Source organism: Sphingobacterium sp. Lzh-3 (assembly GCF_046764375.1).
In the GTDB taxonomy this organism is placed as follows: domain Bacteria; phylum Bacteroidota; class Bacteroidia; order Sphingobacteriales; family Sphingobacteriaceae; genus Sphingobacterium.
The window spans coordinates 4666326-4686678 of the sequence record NZ_CP177226.1; the positions used below are offsets into that span (position 1 = coordinate 4666326).

Below are 20353 nucleotides of genomic sequence, written 5' to 3' on the forward strand. Positions count from 1 at the left end.
CGCTGAAAAAATTTTCAAACGATTCAACTGAAACAGCTGTTCTTTTTGCAGAAGTGTTTAATAACAGATCAAGATGTAACACTATTATGGCAAAATATTCAGAAAAAGCATCTGAGAAAGTTGAAAAGACGATGCACGAAATGAAAGCGGGAAAATTAAAATCTGGTAGCGGAAAAAAGGTAACATCACGAAAACAGGCAATTGCCATTGGCCTCTCCGAAGCCAAAAAAGAAGGTGCCAAAGTACCAAAAAAGAAATCCTAGCAAGTAAACTTGCTAGGATTTTCTCTTTAGCCCAAATTATGCTTTTTCATGCGGCAATCTACAGTAGGGATTTTTTCTTTTCTGTACTATCATAAGGATCTGACAAAACATTTTGACTGTCCTCTACATCTATAAAATTTTGATTTACATCTACCGGTGTATAAATATGAACACTGCTTCCATTTCTTTTTTTGAGATAATATTGAATCTTTGTTGTATCAATATTGGTCACATCTGAAGCTGTCCATATCATTTTATGGCCTGCACCATCAATTGTTATTACTGTATCATTGCCACGAGCGATGATGCGCTGTAGTCCCAATTCCCCTTTTCGATCACCTTCTCTCGTCAACAAATGTGTGTTCCCATCTTTATCAATCATCCTGATCTGTTGATTATTGTTGCATCCAACTAAAAGGATGAAACTAAACAGAAGAAATGGAAGAGTCTTTCGTATTATTTTCATATCGTTCGTGGTATAACTCAATATAGTTTAACGACGAGACACAAAGATGCTGCCAAAATACAGATAATACTAATTTTTCAAACAGGATATGGGAATAGTTCATGTTATTAAGCTAAAATATGAATTTAACCGAACCTATTCATCCGCCCTTAAGCTTCGCTTCAAATGATAAAACTTAAGTAGAATATGGTCATACCATAAGGCAAACAAAAGCATAGTAGCGGGTAACAATAATGTTTTCAATTTAAAATATTGAAACATAAAACCACCTATAATTCCCCCGATAAAAAAGCCTCCAATAATCATCAACTTAAGAAAAATACTTTTGTGTAATTTCACTTTCTCAGCAATTTCTCTATAAAAAAGTAACTGCGAGATTTCAATACCAAGATCAGTAAACAATCCGGTCAAATGCGTCGTTCTGACAACTGATTGTGACACCTTCGTTACCAGGGCATTTTGAAGTCCCATAGCAAAAAGCAGGGCAAATGAAATTATTGTTGGCAACGTTGGCCCTGCTTTAACGAAAGCTGGGAGCAGTACTACATTAATTAAGATAATAGACTCGATACAAATTGGAATGATATAGGCGTTATGTGATTTATTTTTTGAGGCTAATTCTACGATAAAACCTGAAACGGATGCTCCCATTAAAAAGAAAGCAATGTATAACAAATAAATCAAAGCCATCTTGTAATTCATTAAAATCAACTGTTCTGAAAAAAATGCGAAGTGACCTGTGACATTTGTTGTTAAAGTGTTAACGGCAAGAACACCTGTAATATTGACCAAACCCGCAACACAAGATAAAATAGAGGCTAACTTTAAATTATGAATATAATTCCTTCCTCTCCCTTGATGCCTAAACATTTGAATTAATCTTTATAAATTAGAGAAAATAAGATTCATTTAAGGTTTCAGTAAATCATATACCCTGACATAATCCACTTCCATCTCTGTAGGAAATGCGCTGGCATCGACGCCTTGCACACCACCCCAATCTCCACCAACAGCTAGATTCAATAGTAAATGAAATCTTTTATCAAATGGCCAAACGCCATTCCCTTTTCCTTCATTCGGAAAACTATAGATCTGAACATCATCCACAAAACCCCGGATATACTCGGGGGTCCAGTCAATCCGATAATCATGAAACTCCGATGTTGCCTGATCAATTCGCTTCATCACTCCTTTTTGAGTTCCAATGGAATGATTATAGTCCTTTGTATGAACGGTAATATGTATTGCATTCTCGTCATAACCGACATGCTCCATGATATCTATTTCTCCCGAATGTGGCCATCCTCCATAAACCCAGTCTGTCGGTAACATCCAAGCGGCTGCCCACGTACCTTTCCCTTTCGGTACCTTGGCTCGGACCACAAATCGACCATACAGAAAATCGCCCTTGTTCTTACTGACCAGCCTAGCAGAAGTATAATCCAACCCCTCATACTGTTCTTTTATTGCAGTAATACGTAAAACACCATTTGCCACACTTGCATTTTTCCTATTTGCATCTGTATAGTATTGAAGTTCATGATTTCCCCAGCCATTATGCAAGGAGCCTACATCATACCCCCATTTTTTTGCGTCCGGCAGACCATTGTAATCAAACTCATCACTCCAACTGGGCGTTTCGGCAAACTTATATTCTCCTGCATGCGTACTATCGGGACTTGCGGAAAGTATTGTGATCAAAGGAAGTATCCAAAGGCTCATTATGTTTATATTTTATACAACTATGTATAAAGCTAATGAAAAATACGAATACATTACTTCATATCGGAGAGGCGATTTAAATTTCAGTTAGCAATCATAAAATCACGGCTATTAACTTTAGTGCAATCATTTTCTACTTACTAAACCGTGTACACTTAACCAATGGATAGTAATAACAAGGAGGAGATTACCGACAATTAATATAAATTACGCTTAAAAAAAGTAGGAACCGTCAGATTACGATAAATTGCTTTCGTAAGATTTCTGGAAAATATACTTTTGAAAAAACTTTTAGGACTGTACGACACAAGTAAAAGATCAATAGCTTCGATTTCTACCATATAGTCGATGCAACGCGGTATAGGCATATTGTAATCTAAGCGATTGACCGCGTTTTTTTCCACATAATCAATTTTATTAAACGAAAATTGGGTGGATAGCTTTTGTTTCCAGTCTTCAATATCTTCTCGTTTTGGAGAGATATACTTTTGCGTTACGTGCAAGAGACTGAGATTGAATTTCTCCGGTACACGTAAGATGAAACTGTCGAGTAGATCATATTCGGACGCTTTAAAATTGCTCAGTAATCCGATATTTTGTAACCTAAATTTTTGGAACGTGATGGGTACTGCCAAGACACCGATCGGACTCTTTTTTATCAGGGCAAAGGTATTACTTCCCAATACCGCTTTTTGTATCATACCTTTACCCTTAGCTCCCATAACGATAAAGCGGTATTCCTTTTCTTGTAGTAAGTTTAGTACCGTTTTTTCCAGGTTGCCGAGCAAACTTACGGTTTTACAGCTGAGATCAGGAAATTCATCGTCGATACGTGTCTGCCAGTCCTTGAGCATGCCTTCAGCCTCTTCCTTCTGAGGCGTCAAAAATATATTCTCCATTTTAGCATGGACACTGTCTTTTATTGGGATAGTATAAGTATGCAGAAGCTCTACTGTCCAGTTAAATCTTTTAGCCAGATTCGCCGCATAGCGGATAGCGGTCCATGAATTTTCAGAAAAATCGGTGAGTACGAGAATTGTTTTGTCCATAAATATTTTGCAGATAAATCAGCGCGGATTATTAGTATTACAACAGTAAAGAAGGCAGAAGGTTTTTAATAATCAATCAAAAGAGAGAGTTTAAAAAAAAGGTTTTCAAACGGGGAGAATGAAAACCTTAAATAACCAATTATAAACCTAAATTATGATACAACAAAGATAAGCATCAAAAAGATAAAAACCAAAATAAACTACTAAAAAGATAGACTTTTTTTTCCTAAGGAATCAGTACAGCCCTTCCTTTGATCTTACCGTTGCGCATTCGATCATAAACTTCGTTGGCCTGATCAAGCTTAAACTGCTCAATTTCAATATGAATCTTCCTTTGCCTAGCCAAGCCGACAACTTCCATGAGTTCAACCCGCGAGCCCCAATATGGGTTTGTCATACACACGCCAAAAGGAAGCCCCGACATACTGTACTGGTAGTTTCCTCCGCCCAATCCAACAATTGTCAGGTCACCATCCAAACCCACAACCTTTGTTCCTAGATCTATAGTCGATGTTGCGCCTACAAAATCAATCACTACTTTAGCTTTTTTAATGCCCGTAATCTTATTGATTTGTTCGGCTGCATTTGCATCCTTCGAATTGACCACATAGGCTGCGCCCAGTTCTTTAGCAAAGGCTAGTTTTTCTTCGGTGACATCACAGGCGATAATTGAACTCGCGCTTACTTCATTTAGTATTTGCAAGGCAACATGGCCCAAACCTCCAACTCCGATCACAACCACATACTCATCTGCTGTCAATTTACCGATCGAACGTTTTATTGCCGAATAAGGAGTGAGTGCTGCATCCGTTAAGGGCGCTGCAATAACTGGATCTAAGTCATAAATTGGGACCAGTAAACGCGAAGAAGGAACAAGCATATATTCCGCCATCCCGCCATCTAGGCCTAGCCCACCACCATAAGCCATTTCAGACTGGTGATCACAATAATTTTCTTTTGATTGCTGACAGGGTTTACAGTGCCCACAGCCCCAAGGACCATAGACCAATACCTCATCACCTTTTTTATAGTCTTTTACATCAGATCCAACTTCTTCAATCCAGCCCGCATTTTCGTGTCCCAAGGTAAACACCGTACCTACAACGGTCCCCTCATCTATAATGTGGAGATCAGAATGACAAACACCTGCACCACCAATTTTTAGTAATACTTCGTCACCCTTAGGAACGGGCTTCACCATATCATTTACAACGCGGACATCTTTATGCCCAAAAAAACGTATTGCTTTCATATTGAAAATTTTTATTGACTAATAGAAAAACAAATAAGAACAATATATGTTTCAACGCATAGGAAGACAGCGGCAACTTGTAAGTCTTATTTCAAGCAAAAGTACTGCAATCCACTGATCGTATTACCTTACGGGCAAGTCAAAAGTATTCATACAATAAAGGCCGGCAACTCGAGGATATTTATGTATTTTTATAGGGAATCAAATGATAAAATACTTGCTAAAAAAAGGTGAACATATTGAAGGCGTCCCTATGGAACTCCAACAATTGTTGGATATGGACGAAAAAGCCAATGCTTTTTTTGAAACACTTTCCAAATCATACAAACAAGGCTATTGTGATTGGGTTGGATCAGCAAAACAGGAACAAACCCGAAAGACAAGGGCTGAAAAAGCAATACAAATGCTACGAAATAATCAGAAAACCCTTAAAACGGTCTAGAACAAGCCAATTGGGCATTACGGTTGCTACCTACTTATCAAAAAGTACCGTAAGCCATTTTGCCCAATTGTAAGAATATGTATTAGGGCCGCCTCAATAAACTAGATCAAGCGACAGCAAAGTACCCTATAAAAGAACAAGTCACTTTTCAATCAAGCAAACTTTTTAAAAAACTCATTCACAACAGCATAAAAGCAGGACAAACGATTTCACCTATTAGAGAATGAAAAAAGTCAAATTTGCCCTTCCCCAACTCATTCAAAAGAACATCAAACTAAAAAAAAAAAAACGAAAATCAACCCGAAAAACACCTAAAAACATAACCCTTTAAAGAAAACCAAAGCTATTTAGGTCATATTTTTTAAAAATATCACCTAAACGCAATTTCAAAAACGGAATTTGAGCAATTTTTACACAAATAATCACTAAAACACCATCAGTTTAAATACTTTGTAACAATATTACATAAACTTTAAAATTTCCATACCGAAATCACTTGTATCATTTTTAAAGTTTAATTACATTTGCTTTCAAGGATGCAAGGAAAATTCCATCAATATCTGTTCGGCGTAGTTTGCGCAATGCTTATCAGTTTTGGCTGGTATCATGTGCCAACACCAAATAATATCCCCTCCCGCAATCTTCATGCTGTCAATCACTTCAACAAGGAAGTAAAAAGCGAAGGTTATGAGACCAAAGTTATTCGCAAAACTAAACGTCATCGGCATGAAAAACTAAGGGCTTATTTTTCAGAAAATGATAACGAAAATGACGACACGGGAAGTGACTCCAATAGCCCTAACTTATTCGCACTTAGCGGAAATGATTTTGGAAATCTAGCCGCCTATATCCATCCTCAATTTCACAATACTCGCACAGCAGTTTCGCTTGCAAATTCCAACCAGCTTACTTCACGAAAAAACGCCCTATACATCCATTACAGTGTATTCAGGCTGTGATTTTTTAATAATTTCTTAAAAAAACATCAAAATAGCTTTCAAAATCATCTGGAAGCATGTCACACTATTGTTCAATTTTTCGAAAAAAATTAAAAAACTATTATCATGGTCATGAGAAGCTTTATGTATATAAGCCTGTGCCTTATTATTCTATCTACAAGCTGTCAGTCAGAAAAAAAAGACAAAAAAGAAGCTGCAGTTTTCAACGTCACTACTCCTTTGGTCAAAGATACAATTGTCAATAAAGACTATGTCGCCCAAATCCGTTCGATCAACCATATTGAATTGCGCGCGCAGGAAAAAGGCTACATTCAATCGATATTTGTCGATGAAGGTCAATTTGTACAAAAAGGACAACCCCTCTTTAAAATCATGCCCAACCTCTATGAGTCCGATGTTAATCGTGCCAAAGCTGAGGTAAAATATGCTGAAATCGAATATCAGAATACCAAAAATCTTTCCGAAAAAGATATTGTAGCTCCGCAGGAAACTGAAATGGCAAAAGCAAAATATGAAAAAGCCAAAGCTGAGTTAGCCGCTATGAATACGCATCTCAAATTTACCGACATCGTAGCACCGTTTTCAGGAATCGTTGGTAAGCTTCATGTCCGTAAAGGAAGTCTTGTCGATGAAGGCGAGTTGATCACAGAACTGTCCGATAACAGTAAAATGTGGGTTTACTTCAATGTCCCCGAAGTCGAATACCTCAATCAAATGGACGCAAAAAAAGACAATAGCCCGCTGCATGTACGGTTAAACATGGCCAATGGAAAAGAATTCGGTCATGAGGGTATTGTTGAAACAATTGAATCAGACTTCAATAATGAAACTGGAAATATTGCCTACAGAGCGACTTTTCCAAATCCAAAGGGATTATTGCGTTATGGCGAGACAGGTAATATAGTCATTACATCGCCCTATAATAACGCGCTTATGATACCGCAGAAAGCTACATTCGAGGAGCTTGAAAAAAAATATGTTTACGTTATTACAAAAGATAATAAAGTAAAAGCAAGAGAAATAAAAATTGCTGCCGAACTGCCACATATCTATGTTGTTTCTTCCGGATTGGGCAAGGACGAAAAGATTCTACTGAATGGACTTCGCATGGTACAGGAAAACCAGACTATTGAATCCAAATATCAGACTCCGGAGAAAGTCATGTCAAACTTAGATTTATATGCAGAGTAATTAAAAAAGCAGCATTATGTTTAAAAAAGTAATACATCGACCGGTATTTGCTATTGTCATATCGGTGGTAATCCTATTTATCGGAGGTTTGGCCATAAAGCAACTTCCTACAGAGCAATTTCCAAAAATCGCACCGACAACTGTGGCGGTCTCCATTGCCTATCCTGGTGCAAGTGCTGATGTACTTGTAAAATCCTCACTGATTACACTGGAGAATGCAATCAATGGTGTACAGGGAATGCGCTATATCGCAACCGATGCGACCAGTGCCGGTGAAGCAACCGTAAACGTCGTATTTGATCCTGGAACAGACCCCAACGATGCCGTAGTACTGGTGAAAACCCGGGTGGATCAGGTTATGCCACTCTTGCCTGAACTTGTTCAAAAGGAAGGAGTCGTCGTCAATCCAATTCAGCCCAGTATGCTGATGTACGTGAATCTTTACAGTACCAATAAAAGCATGGATGAAAAGTTCTTGTACAACTATGCAACTGTAAACATCATTCCTGAAATCAATCGTATCCACGGAATCGCCAAATCGCAAATCTTAGGTAGCCGTAGATATGCCATGCGCGTCTGGTTAAATCCCGATCGTATGCGAGCTTACAGCTTGTCAGTTGACGAAGTGATGAAAGCGATAGGAGAACAAAGTATCATCGGCCGTCCAGGTCGACTGGGACAAAGCTCAGGTATTGCTGCGCAATCCCTCGAATATGTCCTAACCTATAAAGGGCAATACAATACACCTGAACAATATGACAATATTATCGTTCGCGCAAACGGCGACGGTGAAAACATCAAGTTAAAAGACGTGGCTAAAGTCGAACTGGGAAGTGAATTCTTTGACATCTATTCCAATTTAGACGGGCATCCCTCGGCTTCGATTGTGTTGAAACAGAATTATGGTAGTAATGCCAATGACGTTATCAAAGATGTGAAGGCAAAACTTGCGGAGATGAAAGGTAACTTTCCTCCAGGAATAGACTATAAAATCAGTTATGATGTATCCCAATTCCTGGATGCTTCTATCGAACAGGTGATGCATACCCTACGCGATGCTTTTATTTTAGTTGCCATTGTCGTCTTTATTTTCCTGGGCGATTGGCGTTCGACTTTGATTCCGATCATCGCCGTGCCCGTTTCGTTGATAGGTACATTCTTCGTCATCCAATGGTTCGGCATGTCGATCAACTTAGTGACCTTGTTTGCGTTGGTGCTTGCCATTGGGATTGTCGTAGACAACGCCATTGTGGTCATTGAAGCCGTACATGCCAAAATGGAAGAAAGTGCCATATCGCCGTACAGTGCTGTAAAAGAAGTCATGGCCGAAATCGCAGGTGCTATTATCGCTATTACAGCTGTTATGGTTGCCGTTTTTATCCCCATTTCATTTATGACAGGTCCTGTCGGAACATTTTACCGTCAATTTTCAATTACCATGGCCAGTTCCATCGTGATATCTGCAGTAGTCGCATTAACCCTTACTCCTGTGCTGGCTGCGATGCTCCTGAAAAATAACCATGGTAAACCAAAAAAATCAAACGTATTCACTAAATCGCTCGACCTTTTTAACCGTACTTTTGATAAAATAACGGGCAAGTATGCCTCCTTACTTCGTAAAATTGCCAGCCGAAGAGTGATTACATGGGGTATCTTAATAGCATTCTGTGTCGGAATTTTCGTCATTAACAAAACGCTTCCAGGAGGTTTTATACCGAGTGAGGACCAAGGCACAATATATGCCATTATTCAGACTCCTCCAGGATCAACATTGGAACAGACCAATAAGCTTTCCAGAGAGCTCCAGAAGATCTGTCAAGGGGTAGATGGCGTAGAATCTGTCTCATCACTGGCAGGTTATGAAATCATGACCGAAGGTCGTGGATCGAATGCCGGAACCTGTCTTATCAACCTCAAAACCTGGGGTGAACGTGAACACTCCGTTAAAGAGATCATGGAAGAACTCGAAGAAAAATCAAAAAATCTAGGTGCAACGGTTGAATTCTTCGAACCTCCCGCTGTTCCTGGGTTTGGTTCTTCTGGAGGTTTCTCCATGCGCCTGCTGGACCTCAATAGAACCACCGATTACCAAGATTTCGATAAAGTAAATAAAGCGTTTATCGCTAATTTAAAGAAACGTAAGGAACTGACCGGGGTCTTTACATTCTTTGCCGCTAACTACCCACAATACGAATTGGTATTTGACAATAACGCCGCCATGCAAAAAGGCGTTTCCATTGGTAAAGCCATGGACAACCTCAATATCCTTATCGGTAGTACCTATGAGCAGGGTTTTATCCGTTTCGGTCAATTCTTCAAAGTCTATGTACAATCTTCACCAGAATTTAGAAGGCTACCTTCCGATATCATGAACCTTTACGTCAAAAACGATCATGACCAGATGGTTCCTTATTCGGCCTTTATGACCTTAAAAAAAACACAGGGACCAAACGAAATCACGCGCTACAACATGTACAATTCGGCCGCCATCCGTGGACTTCCGGCAAATGGATATACAACGGCCGACGCTATTCAGGCAATCAACGAAACTGCACTTCAAACATTACCACATGGCTATAAAGTTGCCTGGGAGGGCTTGTCCTATGATGAGGCTCAACGTGGAAACGAAGCCGTTTATGTCTTTTTAGTTGTCTTAGTCTTCGTATATCTTGTACTTGCTGCGCAGTACGAAAGCTTTATCATTCCGTTTGCGGTATTGTTGTCGCTACCAGTTGGTGTCTTTGGATCATTCTTCCTATTAAAAGCTATGGGACTTGAAAATGACATCTATGCGCAGGTCGGGTTGATCATGATTATTGGTTTATTGGGTAAAAATGCGGTGCTTATCGTAGAATTTGCCGTGAAAAGGCGCCAAGCTGGCGATAGCATATTGGAAGCAGCTATTGAGGGTTCACGAGCACGTTTCAGACCGATCCTCATGACCTCATTTGCATTTATCGCTGGACTTGTACCACTTGTCTTTGCCAGTGGTGCCGGAGCTATTGGTAACCATACCATAGGTGCCTCAGCGCTGGGAGGTATGCTCGTCGGAACAATCTTTGGCGTTATTGTCATTCCCGGACTCTACTACATTTTTGCAAAATTGGCTGACGGAAGAAAAATGATCCAAGCCGAAGACGAATCACCATTAAGCGAAGACATGATACATTATGAATAAGAACAGATTATATCACTATACAGGTTTCGCACTTTTCTTGCTTAGTCTTGCAGCCTGCAAACCACTGGAAATAAAACAACGTGCCGAAAATAGAACCGTTCCCGGAAAATATGGGGATGCTGACAGCGACACCGTGAATACAGGAAAAATCAAATGGAACAGCTATTTCAGCGATCCCAATCTACAAGGACTGATCGGTCAGGCACTAGCAAACAACCAGGAGTTACATATTATGCTTCAGGAAATTGAAATAGCCAAAAATGAGGTAAGCGCCAAAAAAGGTGAATATCTACCTTCCGTAGGCGTAAAAGTTGGCGCTGGGGTCGACAAAGTTAGTCGCTACACAAACATTGGAGCGATGGAAAAGAATACAGAAATCGAACCCGGACGCGAAATGCCTGAACCGCTATTTGATTTTGGAGTTGGTGTACAGGCACAATGGGAAACAGATATCTGGGGTAAACTCCACAATGCGACCAAAGCGCAGCTGCAACGGTACTTTGCCAGCGTGGAAGGCAAAAACTTTATGGTAACTCACCTGATCGCTGAAATTGCAGATTCTTACTATGAACTCCTAGCGCTCGACAATGAACTTATGGTTATCAATGAGAATGTAAAGATTCAAAACGATGCACTGGTCGTGGTAAATGATTTGAAGAAAAATGCGCGATCCAATAAACTTGCCGTCAAAAGATTTGAAGCCCAGATATTGAAAACCCAAGGTATGCAATATGATATCAAGCAGAAAATCACAGAAACAGAAAATAGAATAAACTACCTTGTTGGAAGATTCCCGCAGCCGGTTCAAAGGGATCAACAATCATTTGATAAGCTTGTTCCGCAAACCGTTTATGCCGGCATCCCGGCCGACCTCCTGGAAAACAGACCTGATATAAAACAGGCTGAATATGAACTTGCAGCGTCCAAACTGGATATCAAATCGGCCAAAGCCCGCTTTTACCCTTCATTGGACATTGCGGCAGGAGTAGGTTTTCAAGCTTTTGACCCGACTTATCTCATCAAACCGGAAGCCTTTCTTTCTTCCCTCGTTGGTGAACTCACCGCCCCTTTGATCAACAAACGGGCAATTAAAGCCGCATATTATAATGCAAATGCGCGACAGGTTCAGGCTGTTTACCATTATGAGCAGACCATATTAGCGGCTTATATTGAAGTTGCAAACCAGCTCTCCAAAATTAAAAATCTGGAGAATGGCTTACAAATTAAGACCAAGGAAGTCGATGCATTAAATGAGTCTATCGGTATTTCCAACGACCTCTTTAAATACGCCCGCGCAGATTATATGGAGGTTCTGCTGACACAACGCGATGCCCTGGAATCCAAATTTGAGCTCGTTGAGAAAAAGGTCAACCAACTCAAAGCAAGCGTAGCCATATACAGATCCTTAGGTGGTGGATGGGATCATCAATAGCACAATTTAATTTTAGTTTTTATATGTTGGGGACTTATCATGTGATAAGTCCCTTTTTTTTGTAAAAGCATATTTACTCCACCACGATTTCTTTCATTTTCTCGTTTCCATAGTATGTCGGGAAATACATTAATTCAGCCTTCGCGGGATTGACAGTATAAGTCCCGGTATAACGAGGTAAAAGTTCGATCTCAAAGGTATGCGTACCTTTCCCCAGTTTGTTGCAAAAAATGACAACACGATCTTTGAAATGCTCCCGGTGCGCCTCGATTCTATAGTATCCATTGGTTTTGGTTTCATAAGAACATCCCGCCGGTATAGGAACTTCGATCTGCACATACTCAGCTTCACCAGTTAACGTTACGCTTGCTTCAAGTTTTACCGGCTTCCCTTCCTTGAGCGCCGCTACCGTAGCACCATTGTCCTTAAAACGCGTTGCCACGGCAAGGCCCTTTTCTTTTTCTATGACAGGATCTGGATTCCAAAAATTTTGATAGGCTGTCACAAAAGCCGGCCCCGTCCCTTCTTTCCGCACTTTAATCTGTTCATCCGACTTAAAGCTTTGCGTATACGGAAATGTAGTGACGCGTTTGCCATTGATGACCATAACCGGTGCCTGGAAAGACTCACCCTCTTTCAGTAAATCAGGAAGAATACTTCGTATGATACGCGAAGATTCGTAGATATTATACCATTGGTTTTGCTGCCGCTGCGCGAAAAAGTAATTACGGATATTTTCTAAATCCGAATCATGACCGCCAATTGATCTTAAGACACCATAAGCCAACAGTGTATTCTCGGTATTGGTTTCCGTCGGTCGCATAAAAAATCCGCCTTTCTGATCTGTTCTAGCTCCAGAAGTCCAATATAGCCCCCCTAAGACAGCCTTTGATGCGTATTTAAGAACGGTATCTGCAGCATGTGAATCTTTAATACCCAGTTTTGAAATCAATAGATATTTCAACAGTTTATCCTTGATGGTTTTACTTTTCAGTTTTGTATCAATTTCGAAGAAATAGTTTTTGTAATCGGTTTTAGGATCCAACCGGAGCAGATATAGCAGGGAGCTAAACAAATTCTCTTTGGCTCCGTGAAGGTGATCTTTATCCAATAGAAGATCCAGCGAAGCCAAGCTGCTTTTCAACATGGCCTTTTCACGTTCTGCATAGATCTCCGTATCGATCTCAACCTGGTATCCTGCTTCTCGGGCATCCAACAGTACCCCGATCACATAGTTGCTGATCCAGGTCACAGTTTCACTCTTGTTCCACCAGCCCCAGCCCTGATTGGAATTTTTGTTTTTCTGTAACTCTTTCAGGAGATCCCTTATTTTCTTATCGTCTGTAAAGGGTTTTCCGATCAATTTTGTAAGCTCTTTTTTAGAAAGCAATGCGCTCAATTTGGAAGCCATCTGTTCATTACATAGAAATTTGTAACGATCGATCGATTCGATTTCCCGTTGTAAAAATTCCAGCGAATTTGCTTCGGCATGCAAGGTGATTTCGCCTAGCGCCGGAGAAGTTTTTAGCAAATACTCTTCGGTACTGTTGAGCACTTTAAAATCTCCTTCATGTTGTTCAAGCCCCTTTTCAAAAATCGGAATGCTACGTTTTTCACCATCAAAATATCCATTTGACAATCCGATCGAATAAGCAAGTTGGATGCTGTCCCCCTGATCGGCAATAACCGATATAGGATCCCGATAGGACTTTGCAATTTTTAACTTTGCCTCCTGCGTTGTTAGTCCATTGTTGATGGTACGCAAGAGCTGTAAGCTGTCGCTAAGATAATTGACAACCCGTCCCATGGCTGTAAACTGATCACCTCTGATGGCAAATCGGGGAGTCGCCAAATGTGCCGAAACAGCTTTAAAAGATTTGATATTTAGCTCTTTTATGTCGGCAAAATTTTTACTTCCTTTAGCAATAAAGAATGTTCGCCAATTGGTAATATCATCCGGATAGGTCGCTTCAAAATTAGCTTTTCCCTGAGCATCGGTAGTTAGCTTTGGCTGCCAGAATGCATCATCGCGGAAGTTCACGCGCATCGTATTTCCAGATTCCAAATAGGGCATATCCACAGCACCTGTCGATGCCGCAGATGCTCCAGCTTTCATCTGAACCATCACTACGCCGTTGGCGGCCCGAGCACCATACAATCCAAGCATAGATTGATCTTTAATCACATTCAATGACGCGATAGTCGATGGATCAAGACTTGAAATATCACCTTCAAAGGGAACTCCGTCTACTAAAATCAATGGTTTTTCATTGGGGGCCGGACTAGCAGCGCCACGAATGCGAACCCCTGCTACGACTCCCTGTAACATACCAGTAGTCACCCCATCCATCCTAGCATTGATCGATTTCACTGCCGCAGTCAATGATTGCCTTTTTTGGACGCCATACCCCACAACAACCACTTCATCCAATTGATTTTCGCTTGGCTTTAACTCCACGAAATAATCTTTGCCACTGGAGACTTTGACTGTAGCTGTATTGTACCCTAAAGCAGCAATCTCAAGAACAGTATTTTTGTCATCAGAGAGCTCAAGTTCCAAACTACCGTCAAAGCTTGTGAAATATCGTTTTTTGGTATCCGAAACACTCACCTTAGCCCCAATTAATGGCGTATCACCATCGTAAACCAAAATCCTTGCGACCTTATTATTCTTTCTTTTCGCTCTAAAATCTTCCCGGTCTATTTTTAAGAGCCGCGGATCAATCTCTTGCCCATGTCTTATAGAATCCTGCAATGGATTTTCCACGGTACGTACAATAATTTCATCGCGTACAAGTTTGTAAGCCAATCTCGCCGCTTGGGATGCATTGCTCCATTGAATAGAATCCAGTCTGAGATAATTCATCCCATTGGCTTTGAGTTTGATTGGCAAACTAAAAGAAGTTGAATCATCCTTTACTATATGCAAAGTAACATCGCCGACCGGAAGATCTCCAAAAGTTCGATGCCCACCGTAAAACAGTCGAAAATACATTCTCTCCTCTACATTTGTCGGTTCAATAAAGATCAATGTAGGTCGAATGCCTTTTTGTGCAACATCATTGCCCAAAATTAAATTCAATTTAAAAATAGCCTCATTTTTTCCTTTCTTCACCGTAGCAAATTGTGCAGGTCCCGTGCTATTTTGCATGGTCTCTTCGAAAGTACGTTCTACGTTTGCCTTGATATCATCCAATGTCCATACCCTCGCCTGAAAGTCTAAATTTGGCGTAAAATCATACAGATCAATCCGCATAGGATTGCCATCCCAACTTTTTTGCTTTTGATAATTTTTATAGATACTATATTGATAGCCCCCTTCAATTTCAAAACGTCCAATTTTCGCTGTGTCAACCAGGAGCGTACCTATTTTGGACACACCATTATACATTTCTGTCCTTGGAAATGGTCCCACGAGCAGGGGTACGGGAACCTGTGTACGCAACCGGTTATCGTAAACAGTTTTTCTTACGGGATTGAGGTAGTAGAGATCTCCCGCTGTCTGGATATATGCCGGCATCTCAATCAATGCATTATTATTGGGTAATTGCCAGGCTCCAAAATTGTTGGTTACTGTAATCAACTGGCGCTTCAATTCAGTCAATTCGCTTTTGTACAACTTACCGACATCTTCTTTAGGTAAGCGATAAACTAGAATCTGGCCTTTGCTGAATGCCTTATTGGGATAGGTAAAACCAATCGTATCTTGTGAGGCATTAAAGGAAACAATGATCTTTTTTCCCTTGTCAACATAAAAGCCACTTACACGAATATCGCGATCCTTGGTCCTAAATCTAAAATCATGCTGCCCCGGAGAAACTTCAAAAATAGCATTGTTATTTTGTTGTTCTTGTTTAGCATAAGTCAGCACGCCGTCTATCCAAACTAGATGTACCCCTTGCACCGCACCATTTACTATGACATAAGGGGAAATCTGGCTCTTGACAGCATCTAGAGGAAGAGACTCCTGATAATAATCTTTGGGATATAAAAACCGATAAAAAGCCATTGTATCCAACTGCATATCTTTAGACCATTTTGCCCAATTTTGAAGAGCTCCCTGATGAGCCTTCTCATCATCATCCAAACTAAAATTAAGATTTTGTGAGACGCTTGCCCTTCGCATCAGACCACCAATAGTAATATTTGGAGTGGTTGCAGACCTAAATTTTGAGGTAAAACCATAGGCCGTAATATCGACATCTTTCAAAGGTTTTCCATTCTTATCGGTAACAGAAAGTTCGACGTCGGCCTTCTGCCCCGGATAAACTGTCGTCGCCGTGTTGACGGCCAAATTTAAATTTTTCTCCACATAGGGTAATTCTTCCCGGATAACTTTTGATTTTCCTCCAAAAAGATAGGTGATTTCCATGCTATATCCGTCTTTTCCACGGGCTAAAAATGTACTATTTAGTTCGGTATCATAACCCGAAGCAATCGTACGACCAGCACGATGGACACGATACCAAAATGGAATCATAGCGGGATTATTGACATGCAAAATCACCGAATCCGCAGTTCGATAAAACCGATAATTCAGTTGTGCCTGCTCCTGATCCTCCAGATATACACTTTTACTGAATCCATTCGACTTGACAACAATTTCTTCGGCCTGCCAAGGTATAGAAACCAAATTAGGTAAACTCAAATTTTCAGTCTTCAGCACTTCACGATGTTCACCTAATATCATTAGCTGAGCAGTTGCTGGCATCGCAACACCCTTTTCAAAATACTGGATCTCTGCATGCCCGTCTTTTACAGCAATACGAATTTCTTTTTCGCTGTTGAGTATATTAAGGTCAAGACTTCGCTCAATTCTTTCATTATCCGAACTCAGGTAGGTGCCAATAACCCGAAATGTAAGACCTATGTCAGCCGGAAAGATTGAATCAGGCAATACAATCTCCTTTTCCGCGACATCTGCGAGCGAAACGCTCGTTTGCCATAATGTATCTGGAATAAAATTGACCTTATTGGGTTTAACATCAAGCTTATAAAGTGGACTTGTCACAACACGCAAATCTACTTTCCCATCATATATGGGCATTTCATTTTCATTTAAAGCTTTTAGTTTCAGTCGCACACTGTCTCCTTTGGCATATTTCGTCTTTTCGGACGTCATAGTAAAGCTTAGGCTTTTTAACTCATAGTCTTCATATCGGAAAGACTGATGCTGCAAGACGTCTTTGGCTTTTGTAGATTCTAAAGAAATCCCATAATCTTTATCAAGGATAAGGCCAAGCCCCTTCAAATCAAATGCAAAGTTGTACATTCCTGGACGATAGGGAGCAAGTCGGGCCAAAACGGTATCTTTGGCATATTCATACCCACCTGTCAGACGTACGGCAATAGAATCACGGTAAGGTTTCCATTTTTCTTCCTCAAGATAAGCTTTAAATTTAACCTGCTCATTTGGCTTATACATTGGCTTGTTAAAAACCATAAAGCTTTCTGTCCGTTCAGTTTTTTGTTTATGAAAGAACCTCTTAATCTTAAACTTTGTTCTAAGCCAGCTATTTTTGATTCCTCTCCATAATGGAACCTTTTCTTTGTAAGGCCAACTCCGTTCTACACTCAGGTAATGATAGACACCCTTATGTTCAATACTGACGATATCGTCACTATTTGCATTGGCAGCTTTATAATAATGAAACTTCTTATCGAATGACATGCGACGTCCCTTCACTTTTACCTGCGCATCTTTTATAATCGTTCCCAGCGAATCGTATAGACAAATCGCAAAAATTTCTGCCGGAATAATCTTGACATATAAGTTATCACTAATCAACTCCTGATAAATGAGATCAGCTCCACTGGCGCGGACCTGAACATAATTACCTGGGGGCAAAGTCGGCTGTGGACTTCCGGCCTTATACTTAAGAAAAAAATCGCTGAGCATAGCTTCATCGAATTTCTTTTCTCCCAGGTGAATTTTTCTTAAAACTTCTGGGCTCAGTTTATAAATATAATAGTCAGCAGATCCACGCGGGCTATTGAATAAGTTCGATTGCCCACAAAGGACCACAGAATACAGAACAGCTAAAAAGCAGACAACAATTGATTTCCATTTCATGTTTAAGATACTGGCTAAATTCTTTTAAAAATAGATAAATTTACCTAAAGCCAAGTACTAGATTCTTTCGTCCGGCACTTCAACTTTCGTGCATGGATGCGAAGAATATCCAAATTCCATAAATGGAGAAAAAAATTACAATTTCAACCTACCTTTGATTGAATCTATAACTTCAGTGTCCGAGGGAAAGTCACCTGCTCCCGAACCGGAGGAACGATTGACCAAAGGCGGCTCCTCACCATATAGGGTATCGCGGGCGATGACTACCTTCTTGTCGAGATCTACATAGCTGATAATATAATTGCGCTGATAAGCTTTATCTTTTTGACCGATCTTATTGACGTACTCTCCTTTTTCCTGCATGTCCATCGCTATCATAACAATGCCTTTGACAGCATCACCGGGATAATTATCTACTGTTCCCAATGCCTCATTCCATTTTTCCTTATAAGTTATTCCCAAATCACCGGCACCGCCATTTTCAAGAATTAGACAGCTCTTCCCCCAGTCTACTGCGGACAATTGTACCGGATATTTATAAATAGCGGTATGATCGCCAAAACCAGCTAAAATTCGGGAAGATATTTGTTCTGTTTTTTCCTGATCCGCCTCCATATTTCCCAAAAGACGGTAAGCCCATATACCAATACCAATTACTGCAACCAATACCAGGCCTACAAAAGTGAATATTGCTTTCTTATTTCCCATAGTTCTATTTTATTTAATTAATTACCAATCAAATATACTTAGACTATATACTCATTTTCACCCTTTTTACAATTCGCTTGACCTGCTTTATTATTTGCAGCGCTTGCTTAAATAAACGTTATAAAAAACAACTATTCGAGTCTTTGCAGCCCTAGTTTTCAACAACATGGAATAACGGGAGCTGCCACTATTTTATTTTATCATAAATTGATGATTCATCCAATTCATGCTGACACATAGCTGTCACACAGTGGTTATATCTTTGTTTAACCTTGGCAGGAAAAGAAATACTAAACGAGAAAACAATTCCAGATCAAAGGCTATTAGTAGGATATCTAATCGAATTTTAAATTATTACAGTAAAAAACATGGAAACATTACCACAATTAAAAGAAGAATTAGCGAATGAATATCAAATTACAAAAAACTTTATTGCACTTTTCCCTGAAGGCAAGAATGAATATGTCCCACATGAAAAAAGCATGAAAATGATGCGTCTGGCAACCCACTTAGTCGAAGTGTTCGAATGGCCTAGTACCATTTTAAAGACTTCAGAACTTGACTTTGCCAAAAGTGCTTATGTGCCCACAAGTCTATTGACTCGGGATGATCTCTTAAAAAAATTGGACGAAGATTACGAAGCCGGAAAAAATGCTTTAGAAACAGCTAAGGAAGAAGACTTGATTCCAAGCTGGACCATTAAAAATGATGGCCATGAACTGGCAAGCTGGAGCAAATACGGTGCTATTCGTCACTCGTTAAACCAAATTACACATCATAGAGCACAATTAGGTGTTTATTATAGACTCAATGACATCCCGTTGCCAGCAAGTTATGGACCTTCTGCAGATTCGCAAAATTTTTAAGCCCTTAATTGAATATACAAGATAAAGAATATCATAACATTTCTTCATGATATTCTTTATCTCGTATCAAGACAGCTGGCCTATTTTACAGCTCTTATAGTTTTTTTACACTGGACAATAGCTATGTGCAACCACGCCCCCAGGAAAAACTTGAACATTCACAAGCTTTAGATCGAGAAATCTAGAAAGACCGTCGAATATAGGCAGCCCAGTTCCCAATGCGACCGGATGTGTAACTAGATGATATTCGTCAATTAATTCGGTTTCAATTAAACTTCGCATAAAATCAGCACCTCCGTGTGCCAAGATCGGGCTTCCGTCCTCTGCTTTAAGCGCTTTTATTCCTGCTATTAAATCTCCATCAAAAACCCGAGCATTTGCCCAGGAAGAAATTGCTTCCATATTTTCCTCATTCACCACATCTTTACCTTGCTGCGCTTGTTTAAAAAAAACTTTCCCGGCAGAGAAAGCTTCTGTTTTCGGATCATAACTGTTATTAGTGAATAAAGCTTTAGGAATTCTATTCATTGCTGCTGCAAAAGAATTTGTGGCAGTAGGCCAGTATGACGCCATTACCTCAAAGGTTTTTCGACCCATGATATGAATACCTGCTGTCTCACAAATATGCAAGACCCAAGCTCTTGACTGATCATCTCCATTTTTAAACATCCAGTCAGTTTCACCATTGATGCCTGCAACAAAACCATCAATAGAAATAGACATCTTAATAATTAATTTTCTCATGACAAAAA

Annotated in this window: 15 protein-coding genes; 7 read left to right on the forward strand and 8 right to left on the reverse strand. The window is 40.0% G+C overall.

Features of this window, described 5'->3' with window-relative positions; translation table 11 throughout:
* Positions 1-86 precede the first annotated feature (86 nt).
* The gene (locus ACLCDV_RS19690; RefSeq protein ID WP_182330916.1) at positions 87-263 is read left to right on the forward strand and encodes a DUF6496 domain-containing protein; all 177 of its coding nucleotides are present in this window, start codon (positions 87-89) and stop codon (positions 261-263) included.
* Between the two features lie 58 nt (positions 264-321).
* Here ACLCDV_RS19690 and ACLCDV_RS19695 read toward each other — a convergent pair whose 3' ends face one another.
* The 5 genes from ACLCDV_RS19695 to ACLCDV_RS19715 all read right to left on the reverse strand — a co-directional run bounded on the left by ACLCDV_RS19695 (position 322) and on the right by ACLCDV_RS19715 (position 4752).
* Positions 322-729, reverse strand: coding sequence for a hypothetical protein (locus tag ACLCDV_RS19695; RefSeq protein ID WP_411972040.1), 408 nt, complete (start codon positions 727-729; stop codon positions 322-324).
* A 135-nt stretch (positions 730-864) separates the two neighbouring features.
* Positions 865-1599 (reverse strand): YoaK family protein, encoded by a 735-nt coding sequence (locus ACLCDV_RS19700; RefSeq protein WP_411972041.1) that lies wholly within the window; start codon positions 1597-1599, stop codon positions 865-867.
* A gap of 39 nt (positions 1600-1638) precedes the next feature.
* Entirely contained in the window at positions 1639-2451 is an 813-nt protein-coding gene (locus tag ACLCDV_RS19705; RefSeq protein WP_317664653.1) for a glycoside hydrolase family 16 protein, read from the reverse strand.
* A gap of 197 nt (positions 2452-2648) precedes the next feature.
* The gene (locus ACLCDV_RS19710; RefSeq protein WP_317664651.1) at positions 2649-3500 is read right to left on the reverse strand and encodes a universal stress protein; all 852 of its coding nucleotides are present in this window, start codon (positions 3498-3500) and stop codon (positions 2649-2651) included.
* Between the two features lie 226 nt (positions 3501-3726).
* Positions 3727-4752, reverse strand: coding sequence for an NAD(P)-dependent alcohol dehydrogenase (locus ACLCDV_RS19715; RefSeq protein WP_411972042.1), 1026 nt, complete (start codon positions 4750-4752; stop codon positions 3727-3729).
* Between the two features lie 205 nt (positions 4753-4957).
* On the opposite strand from ACLCDV_RS19715, the gene ACLCDV_RS19720 reads away from it, so the two are divergent.
* From ACLCDV_RS19720 to ACLCDV_RS19740, 5 genes are all read left to right on the forward strand, one after another.
* Positions 4958-5194, forward strand: coding sequence for a YdeI/OmpD-associated family protein (locus ACLCDV_RS19720; protein ID WP_411972043.1), 237 nt, complete (start codon positions 4958-4960; stop codon positions 5192-5194).
* 536 nt (positions 5195-5730) lie between these two features.
* A complete protein-coding gene (locus ACLCDV_RS19725) occupies positions 5731-6153 on the forward strand; it encodes a hypothetical protein (RefSeq protein WP_317664647.1) in 423 nt (140 codons plus the stop codon).
* A gap of 111 nt (positions 6154-6264) precedes the next feature.
* Positions 6265-7344 (forward strand): efflux RND transporter periplasmic adaptor subunit, encoded by a 1080-nt coding sequence (locus tag ACLCDV_RS19730; protein ID WP_411972044.1) that lies wholly within the window; start codon positions 6265-6267, stop codon positions 7342-7344.
* 16 nt (positions 7345-7360) lie between these two features.
* Positions 7361-10522, forward strand: coding sequence for an efflux RND transporter permease subunit (locus ACLCDV_RS19735; RefSeq protein WP_317664644.1), 3162 nt, complete (start codon positions 7361-7363; stop codon positions 10520-10522).
* On the forward strand, positions 10515-11954 hold the full coding sequence (locus ACLCDV_RS19740) for an efflux transporter outer membrane subunit (protein WP_317664642.1): 1440 nt from the start codon (positions 10515-10517) through the stop codon (positions 11952-11954). Before ACLCDV_RS19735 ends, ACLCDV_RS19740 begins: the two co-directional genes overlap by 8 nt.
* Before the next feature lie 73 nt (positions 11955-12027).
* Here the strand turns inward: ACLCDV_RS19740 and ACLCDV_RS19745 are convergent, their stop codons facing one another.
* Both ACLCDV_RS19745 and ACLCDV_RS19750 read right to left on the reverse strand, forming a co-directional pair.
* Positions 12028-18027: an alpha-2-macroglobulin family protein gene (locus tag ACLCDV_RS19745; RefSeq protein WP_411972045.1), complete on the reverse strand. Its 6000-nt coding sequence runs from the start codon at positions 18025-18027 to the stop codon at positions 12028-12030.
* 135 nt (positions 18028-18162) lie between these two features.
* On the reverse strand, positions 18163-18735 hold the full coding sequence (locus ACLCDV_RS19750; RefSeq protein ID WP_411972046.1) for a hypothetical protein: 573 nt from the start codon (positions 18733-18735) through the stop codon (positions 18163-18165).
* A 368-nt stretch (positions 18736-19103) separates the two neighbouring features.
* On the opposite strand from ACLCDV_RS19750, the gene ACLCDV_RS19755 reads away from it, so the two are divergent.
* Positions 19104-19601, forward strand: coding sequence for a DinB family protein (locus ACLCDV_RS19755; protein ID WP_075993798.1), 498 nt, complete (start codon positions 19104-19106; stop codon positions 19599-19601).
* A gap of 105 nt (positions 19602-19706) precedes the next feature.
* Here ACLCDV_RS19755 and ACLCDV_RS19760 read toward each other — a convergent pair whose 3' ends face one another.
* The gene (locus ACLCDV_RS19760; protein WP_411972047.1) at positions 19707-20345 is read right to left on the reverse strand and encodes a dihydrofolate reductase family protein; all 639 of its coding nucleotides are present in this window, start codon (positions 20343-20345) and stop codon (positions 19707-19709) included.
* Positions 20346-20353 lie beyond the last annotated feature (8 nt).